We start from the raw sequence: 7,787 nt of genomic DNA, 5'->3' as shown, positions 1-7,787 counted from the left end.
TCGGGGTACCACCTCCTGCTGTAGGGGTGGGCGTATTCCTCACGGGTGGATTATCTTTTGGTGCCGGCGGAGCTTCCTCCTTTTTGGGAGGTGTTTCCGGTTTGCTGGCGCTTGCAGCAATCACGGGTTTTGCAGGTTCTTCTTTTTTGATCGGGGATTCCGCCTTGGGTGCCACAGGCTCTGCTTTTTTCGCCGGTTCCGGTGCTTTTTGCTGCGGAGTCTCCTCCTTCTTGCCCTTATCACCTGCAAATGTTAGCGGCTTTTTGGCTCTGGCCGGGGGACGACGTCTTATTTCATTACGTACCGGCTTCTTATCGTCTGATGGATTATTCGCAGTCATAAGGATCCTTTTTAGGGGTTCGACCTGTTACAAATGTAAACTATTTTTTGACTTGGGATAACCTTCAGCGCCTCAGGGAGAACCATTTACGCGATCGTTTTAGCAAGCCGATATGCCAAAATCATCAGCTACAGGGAAGGTTGTCCGGAAAGCCACTCGAGCTGCTCATACCAATCCTCTCCGTACTTGCGCACCAGGGCATCCTTCAGAAAACGGAACACCGGAACATCCTTTTTGATCCCACATTTAACGGCGGACTTGCAGATTTCCCAGCGATGATAATGAAGTTGATCATAGGTACCGCCTTTCTGGACCCGTATGGGATACAGATGGCATGAAATGGGTTTCTTAAAGGCCGTTTTACCATCTTCATAGGCCTGCTCGAAAGCGCACAATGCAATGCCATTGCGGAAAACGGCAAAAGCACATTCCCTGCCTTCCACCAATGGAGTCACAAGCTCACCCTGATTATCTTTGTTCCACACCCCTTCTTCCTCAACCACTTCAAGACCTTTGGCTTCCATATAAGGTTTCACAGCTTCAAGCGCATCTTCCATCTGAGGGATTTCCGAGGCTTCAAGGGGTGCACCGGCATCACCCTCCACACAACAGATCCCCTTGCACTTCTTTACGTCACACTGAAAACGTTTTTCCAGCAGCTCTTCTGAAACAATGGTTTGCCCGATGATGATCATAATGCAATTATAATGTAATTCTGCATGGTGTACATCGAATATCATTACTTTTGCAAGCGCTAACGGTAACCGGAGGACCCAAAGAACATACGTCATGAATCAGAAAGCAGACATCTTCAAGAAAATCGTTTCTCATGCGAAGGAATATGGTTTTGTATTTCCTTCAAGTGAAATATATGACGGATTGGGAGCGGTCTACGACTACGGTCCGTATGGGGTTGAGCTGAAGAACAACCTGAAAGAGTACTGGTGGAAGTCCATGGTACAGATGCATGAAAATGTAGTGGGCATTGATTCTGCCATTTTTATGCACCCGAAAATATGGGAAGCCAGTGGCCACGTCGGTGGCTTCAACGATCCTATGATCGACAACAAGGATTCAAAAAAACGTTACCGGGCGGATGAACTGATTGAGGGGAAGATCGCGCAATACCGCAACAAAGGCAAAAACGACAAAGCCGACCAGCTGCACTCAGATTTTGTAAAATGCCTGGAAGGGGATGACCTGAAAGGATTCTACGATCTGATCATCGCACATGAGATTGCCTGTCCGGAATCCGGTTCACGCAACTGGACAGAGGTACGACAATTCAACCTGATGTTCTCAACGCAGATGGCATCAGCAGCGGATGCGGCAGACAAGGTCTACCTGAGACCTGAAACCGCCCAGGGTATTTTTGTGAATTTTTTGAATGTACAGAAGTCTGCCCGGATGAAGATTCCCTTCGGCATCGCCCAGATCGGAAAGGCATTCCGGAATGAGATTGTGGCGCGTCAGTTCATCATGCGGATGCGGGAATTCGAGCAGATGGAAATGCAGTTCTTTGTAAGACCGGGTGAAGAACAACAATGGTTCGAACACTGGAAGGAAAAGCGTCACAACTGGCACCTCAGTTTGGGTGGCCAATCCGAAAACTACCGCATTCACGTTCACGATAAGCTGGCGCACTATGCCAATGCAGCTGTGGACATTGAATACCAATTTCCGTTCGGGTTCAAAGAAGTGGAAGGTATACATTCCCGTACTGACTTTGACCTGGGCAATCACCAGAAATTCTCGGGCAAGAAGCTCCAGTACTTTGATCCGGAGATCAACGAGAGCTATGTGCCCTATGTGGTTGAAACTTCCATCGGCGTGGACCGCCTCTTCCTCACCGTACTTTGCAATGCCTATACGGAAGAAGAAGTTGGTCAGGGAGAAAAAAGCGACATCCGCACCGTATTGAAAATCCCTGCCATGATCGCCCCGGTGAAGGTGGCCATCCTGCCACTGGTGAAGAAAGACGGATTGCCTGAGCTGGCCCGAAAGATCATGTCGCGACTACAGCTTCAGTACAACTGCAGGTACGATGAGAAGGATGCCATCGGCAGACGTTACCGTCGCCAGGATGCCGTGGGTACGCCATTTTGTGTGACCATAGATCATGACAGCCTTTCTGACAATGCAGTGACCATACGTGAAAGGGACAGCATGAAACAGGAACGGGTATCCATCGACCGTCTGGAGGAAGTGATCCGCCAAGGCATCCATCTCGAGACAAGCTTAATGCAGCAGGCCTAGTTCTTCACCAGGAATGCTTTCCTGATCACAGGAAGTGCATCTTTCTCCTGCCAGACCAACAGGTAGCAACCAGGCTTCCAATCCGGGGGAATGGGATGCAGGAATGGTTGCCTGCCCGGTACAATACGTTCCAGGCACCTTCCGGTCATATCGTATACCTCCAGGTAACCATGGTCGGGTATGTTATTGGCATACAACTGCCGGTTCACGAAGCCCATGATATAGTTGCCGGGTAACTGAGTGGCAATCGTTTCCTCGCCGGTGTCCGGTGAACCATACATGCGCAGGTCATCGAAGGATAAATTCCCTTTGGATTTCGAGTAAACCACGGCCACGTGCGAGGGAAAAACGGGAAGTGATAATCCCACCGTCGAATCCCGCACATCATTCAGGTAGATATGGGCAAGGGTATCCCATACCATACTATCTGTGGTGATCATGACAGATAGGTGACTCAGGCTATCCAGTGAATTTCCCTTGATCCAGAAGCTAAGTGAGTCGGAGGCTACGGGTGCCGGCCACATCAGCATGGCGCCGTTGTTCGCGAATTTAAATGCATTAGGTCCGCTTGGTCCGCTGGATGTAGAGGATGAATACATTCCATGGTGTGATGCAAACCACCTGGAAGGCAGGGTTGCCGCAGTCCCATCATAGAGGGTGAAGTCTTCCGCCATCCGGATGGATTGCGCATTTGTGTTTGTTAAAGAGAGGATGCTGATACATCCAATCAGGAAAGTCTTTGTTCGGTTCATGGTTTTTTGATGCCAAAACTATGACCGCTGCCGCCCCTGAATGAACCAAAGGCTTGCTGAAAATCTCCTGCGCAAGTTTGTGTAGAAAGTTCTCCTGAAAAAATCTATTCGCTCAGGGAACGTTTTTACAATACAGTCCCGAGACATTCATATTGATACAGGAACAATACTTCAATAGGGCATTTAGAAAGTAATCCTTTTATTCCTGTTAACTCGGATTAAAGTCAATCATCCATTTGGCATATTATTATATACCTTTGATAAACCTTTTCTATTAACATCCTCTAAAAGTTCCGTTTCGCGCTTGATATTCCGAGGCATTCATTTCAAAAAGTGGCATTGATTATTCTGGAAATCATCGCTCCGTGACCATAAGACTCAGCAAATACCTATGGCTCGTATCACTCATGTGGCTAATGCAAAGCTGCAAACAGGACCCATATTTACCACCGCCCATTTACAATGGCGAGGCACGTGCCATAAAAGAAGGCAAACCATGGAATGCCTGGATATATGCAAAACCGAGAAGGCTATACCCTCAACATGGCTTTTACTTATCTATGGATGTATATAATACCAATTTATACCTGAGAGAAGGGCTGACATTTTTCAGCATACCGTATTCCACCGGAACATATACGGTGGACACCATCTCCATTTATTCAGACACAGCCCTTACCGGTGCATCGTATGGCACTTACATAGATGACGGGGATGTCCTATCTCAACTTTATGACGTCATTCATGATTTAGGCCATGACAATTATATTAGAATTACGTCATACAATACACAAACAGGAGAAATTCACGGTGAATTTCAGGTTACCGTTGCAACAAAATCCCCACCCTTGGATACCCTACACTTCACCGAAGGTTATTTCCACACATGGATTAAGTAAAAGGGCTATCCGTTATGCCGGTTCATCGCCTCTGTCACCCCCATCAGACCGAAGTCCAGGGCTGCCATGGCTCCTTTATTCATGGATTCTGTCACCAATGGTATTTCATCACCTGTCCACGGTCCCAGTACATAATCACTTTGTCTGCCTTTCGGGAAATTGTTGCCTATCCCGATTCTGAGTCGGGCATAGCTTTGCGTAGCCAGTGTTTCGGTGATGCTTTTTAAACCGTTGTGGCCACCGTCGCTGCCTTGTCCCCGCATCCGCAGGACGCCCAGGTCCAGTGCCAGATCATCTACCACAACGAGAATATGATCAGGCGTGATTTTTTCCTGCTTCATCCAATGGGCCACAGCCTTTCCGCTGAGGTTCATGAAAGTGGACGGCTTGATGAGCACAAAACTCCTCCCCTTATGAGAGAACCGGGCCACATCGGCATGCCTGTCGGTATCGAAGGCCACACCCTGAAGCGCAGCCATCACATCCAGCACCAGAAAACCGATGTTATGGCGTGTATTCCGGTACTGTTCTCCCGGATTCCCAAGGCCGACGATCAGATACTTTTTCAGAGATGCAGGATTTTAGGATAAAAAAAGAGGAGAAGCGCAAAGCCCTTCTCCCCGTTTGAAATATAATCTGAACTGCGTTGGATCAGGACTTGGCCTCTTCTGCTGCGGGAGCATCTCCCTCAGCAGCCTTTTCTTCGGTTGCTCCTTCAGCTGCGGGAGCGTCTCCGGCAGCGGCATCATCCTTGGCAGAGGCGGCGGCGCGTGAAGTTTTCACAGCAACAACCACTGCATTCGGGCTATCAAGAAGCTCCACACCCTCAATGGAAATGGAACCTGCCTTGATCGTATCACCGATCTTCATGGAAGAAATATTCACCTCCACTTGTTCGGGCAGCTGTCCGGGCAGGGCCTTGATCTTCACCTTGCGAAGTTTTTGCTGGAGTTTTCCGCCGGCAATCACACCAGGTGCATTCCCCTTTACCCTGACGGGAATGGATGTGATGACAGGTTTGTCATCGAACAATTCCAGGAAATCCGCGTGGATCACCGCATCGGTCACCGGGTGATACTGTACGTCCTTCATAAGGGTATTGTACTCTTTCCCGTTCAGACTGAGCTTTACGAGGTGCACGTCCGCTGTATAAATGAGCTGCTTGAAATCGCGCTTTTCGGCAAGAAAATGAACTTGCTCGGAACCGCCATAGAGCACACAGGGAACCAAGCCGTCCCGTCTTTCCCTCCGGGCATTGGAACTGCCCTTATTTTCCCTGGGTGTTCCGTTGATGGTTAGTGATTTCATGAGTTTGGGTTTTCTGAGTTTAGGTAATAAAATGAGAACTTATCGATTCGTAATTCACAACATTCTGAATAACCCTGGCGAACAAGTCTGCCACGGATAGCGATTTGATCTTATTACTTTTCTTCCTGAGCGGAATGGTGTTGCATACCATAAGCTCTGTCAATGCGGAATCCTCTATACGCTCGTAGGCTTCGCCTGAAAGGATGGGGTGTGTACAGAGCGCCCTTACACTATTGGCGCCCTGCTCTGCAATAATATTTGCTGCGGTGCTCAGGGTTCCGGCCGTATCGATCATATCATCCACCAGGATCACATCTTTTCCGCTCACATCGCCGATGATGGTCAGGGATGCCACCTCATTGGCTTTCTTGCGAAGCTTACTTCCCAGGACGAAGTCCGTATTGAAATGCTTTGCATAAAGATTGGCCCGTTTGGTTCCCCCGGTATCTGGTGTTGCAAAGATCAGGTTCGGGAGGGTCAGACTTTCGATGTATGGAATAAAAATCGATGAGGCATAGAGGTGATCGACGGGAACTTCAAAGAATCCTTGTATCTGGTCGGCATGAAGGTCCATGGTAATGACCCGGGTCACTCCGGCGGCTGACAACAGATTGGCGATCAACTTGGCACCGATGGATACCCTTGGCTTGTCCTTCCGGTCCTGACGGGCATAACCGAAGTAAGGCATCACGGCAACCACTTCACGGGCTGATGCTCTTTTGGCCGCATCCACGAGCATCAAAAGTTCCATCAGGTTATCTGCCGGGGGTATGGTGGACTGGATAATGAATACATCACTACCCCTTACGGTTTCCTCAAAAGAAGGCTGAAATTCACCGTCACTGAAATGCAGCATAGAGACCTCACCCAGCTGAGAGCCGTATTTCGCGGCGATTTCAGCGGCTAAGTCGGTCGTTGCCGAACACGTGAAGAATTTTACGCTTCTTGCCATGTCTTTGCATTTGCAGTCCTTAATAGTGCAACGTAAGCGCACTCCGAAAGGGCTGCAAAGGTATAAATTTTCCTGTAATCCACCATGAAATATGATCCCAAACAATGCAATAGAAGAAAGTTCTATTGCATTGCGAATAAGAAAATCAGGTCTTCTGCGAATTTGTATGCATGGATGAAAAAAGTGATTTTCTATACGGGATAATCCCAGCTAACGCAGATAGTTCAGCTCCTTCTGAGCTTCCTACTGCATAAGTTGGGCTGATGTGTTTGACATAGATGCTTGGATTTACCAAAAGCTATTATCTTTGTGACCCCTCCGGGGACCCTTGCCGAAGTGGCGGAACTGGTAGACCTGCCTGCCTTCAGGAGGGCTACCGCTGCGGCAGGCAGGCCAGCCTGCCATTGGGTTGGATTGAATTGAGGCAGGCAGGCGCGCTGGATTCAAAATCCAGTGATGGCAACATCGTGTGGGCCTGAATATTTGGATTGTTCTTTACTTACGAATTATTAGTCACTTGCCGAAGTGGCGGAACTGGTAGACGCGCTGGATTCAAAATCCAGTGATGGCAACATCGTGTGGGTTCGATTCCCACCTTCGGTACAATTGTATGGCAAGGTTTTATTTGCTTGTGATGGCAACATCGTGTGGGCCTGCCGACCGTTGAAAAGGCTTGAGCGAAGACTGGTGGGCCTGCCTGCCATCAGGTCGGCCCGGTGCGAGGGCAGGCAGGTTCGATTCCCACCTTCGGTACAAGAATCAGAGTGAGAGTGAAAATGTGAGCGTGAGGAAACGCATAGATTCTTTCTCACTCTGATTTTTACCTCGCTCCCATTCTCATACTCACTCTTACAATCTTCCTGCATTTGAGGGCATTATCAAAATCTTCCGATATGGAATGTTATGTATATGTCCTGAAAAGTGAGAAACGCAATTACCTCTATGTAGGTTTATCCTACGATCCATCCAAACGAATTGCCCAGCACAACGAGGGTAAAGAAAAAACAACCAGACCTTACCGGCCATTTACCTTGATTCATTTGGAAAAATGCATGGACCGGCCAAATGCCCGAATAAGAGAAAAGTTCTGGAAGTCGGGGACGGGTAAAGCCATTCTCAAAGACAAACTTCAAAATAACGGTGGCCAATAACTACACCATCGTGTGGGCCTGCCGACCGTTGGAAAGGCTTGAGCGAAGACCGGTGGGCCTGCCGACCGTTGGAAAGGCTTGAGCGAAGACTGGTGGGCCTGCCTGCCATCAGGTCGGCCCGGTGCGAGG

The 7,787-nt window shown here is 48.7% G+C and carries 10 protein-coding genes and 1 tRNA gene; 5 read left to right on the top strand and 6 right to left on the bottom strand.

Annotation, left to right across the window (positions count from 1 at the left end; all coding sequences use genetic code 11):
* Window positions 1-340, bottom strand: a 340-nt coding sequence (locus KDD36_14060; protein MCB0397774.1) for a hypothetical protein, incomplete at its 3' end; no start/stop codon positions are given.
* A gap of 128 nt (window positions 341-468) precedes the next feature.
* A complete protein-coding gene (locus KDD36_14055) occupies window positions 469-1,035 on the bottom strand; it encodes a DUF3109 family protein (GenBank protein MCB0397773.1) in 567 nt (188 codons plus the stop codon).
* A 94-nt stretch (window positions 1,036-1,129) separates the two neighbouring features.
* Here KDD36_14055 and KDD36_14050 point away from each other — a divergent pair, with 94 nt between their 5' ends.
* Complete coding sequence (locus KDD36_14050; GenBank protein MCB0397772.1) at window positions 1,130-2,596, top strand: glycine--tRNA ligase; 1,467 nt, start codon at window positions 1,130-1,132, stop codon at window positions 2,594-2,596.
* Here the strand turns inward: KDD36_14050 and KDD36_14045 are convergent.
* Complete coding sequence (locus tag KDD36_14045) at window positions 2,593-3,348, bottom strand: hypothetical protein (GenBank protein ID MCB0397771.1); 756 nt, start codon at window positions 3,346-3,348, stop codon at window positions 2,593-2,595. The two genes, KDD36_14050 and KDD36_14045, sit on opposite strands and share 4 nt — an antisense overlap.
* 365 nt (window positions 3,349-3,713) lie before the next feature.
* Between KDD36_14045 and KDD36_14040 the strand changes: the two genes are divergently transcribed.
* Window positions 3,714-4,247, top strand: a complete 534-nt coding sequence (locus KDD36_14040) for a hypothetical protein (protein ID MCB0397770.1) — start codon at window positions 3,714-3,716, stop codon at window positions 4,245-4,247.
* Between the two features lie 5 nt (window positions 4,248-4,252).
* Here KDD36_14040 and pth read toward each other — a convergent pair whose 3' ends face one another.
* The 3 genes from pth to KDD36_14025 all read right to left on the bottom strand — a co-directional run bounded on the left by pth (window position 4,253) and on the right by KDD36_14025 (window position 6,507).
* Window positions 4,253-4,816: an aminoacyl-tRNA hydrolase gene (pth, locus tag KDD36_14035; GenBank protein ID MCB0397769.1), complete on the bottom strand. Its 564-nt coding sequence runs from the start codon at window positions 4,814-4,816 to the stop codon at window positions 4,253-4,255.
* An 82-nt stretch (window positions 4,817-4,898) separates the two neighbouring features.
* Complete coding sequence (locus tag KDD36_14030; GenBank protein MCB0397768.1) at window positions 4,899-5,555, bottom strand: 50S ribosomal protein L25/general stress protein Ctc; 657 nt, start codon at window positions 5,553-5,555, stop codon at window positions 4,899-4,901.
* A 19-nt stretch (window positions 5,556-5,574) separates the two neighbouring features.
* On the bottom strand, window positions 5,575-6,507 hold the full coding sequence (locus KDD36_14025; protein MCB0397767.1) for a ribose-phosphate pyrophosphokinase: 933 nt from the start codon (window positions 6,505-6,507) through the stop codon (window positions 5,575-5,577).
* A 282-nt stretch (window positions 6,508-6,789) separates the two neighbouring features.
* Between KDD36_14025 and KDD36_14020 the strand changes: the two genes are divergently transcribed.
* From KDD36_14020 to KDD36_14010, 3 genes are all read left to right on the top strand, one after another.
* Window positions 6,790-6,930, top strand: a complete 141-nt coding sequence (locus KDD36_14020; GenBank protein ID MCB0397766.1) for a hypothetical protein — start codon at window positions 6,790-6,792, stop codon at window positions 6,928-6,930.
* A gap of 96 nt (window positions 6,931-7,026) precedes the next feature.
* A tRNA-Leu gene (locus KDD36_14015) sits at window positions 7,027-7,110 on the top strand.
* Between the two features lie 290 nt (window positions 7,111-7,400).
* Window positions 7,401-7,658 carry a GIY-YIG nuclease family protein gene (locus tag KDD36_14010; GenBank protein MCB0397765.1) on the top strand — a complete coding sequence of 86 codons (258 nt, stop codon included), beginning with the start codon at window positions 7,401-7,403 and terminating at the stop codon, window positions 7,656-7,658.
* Window positions 7,659-7,787: the final 129 nt, after the last annotated feature.

The organism is Flavobacteriales bacterium, assembly GCA_020435415.1.
In the GTDB taxonomy this organism is placed as follows: domain Bacteria; phylum Bacteroidota; class Bacteroidia; order JACJYZ01; family JACJYZ01; genus JACJYZ01.
The sequence above is the reverse complement of the archived record's forward strand: the minus strand, read 5'-3'. Positions and strand labels throughout refer to the sequence as shown.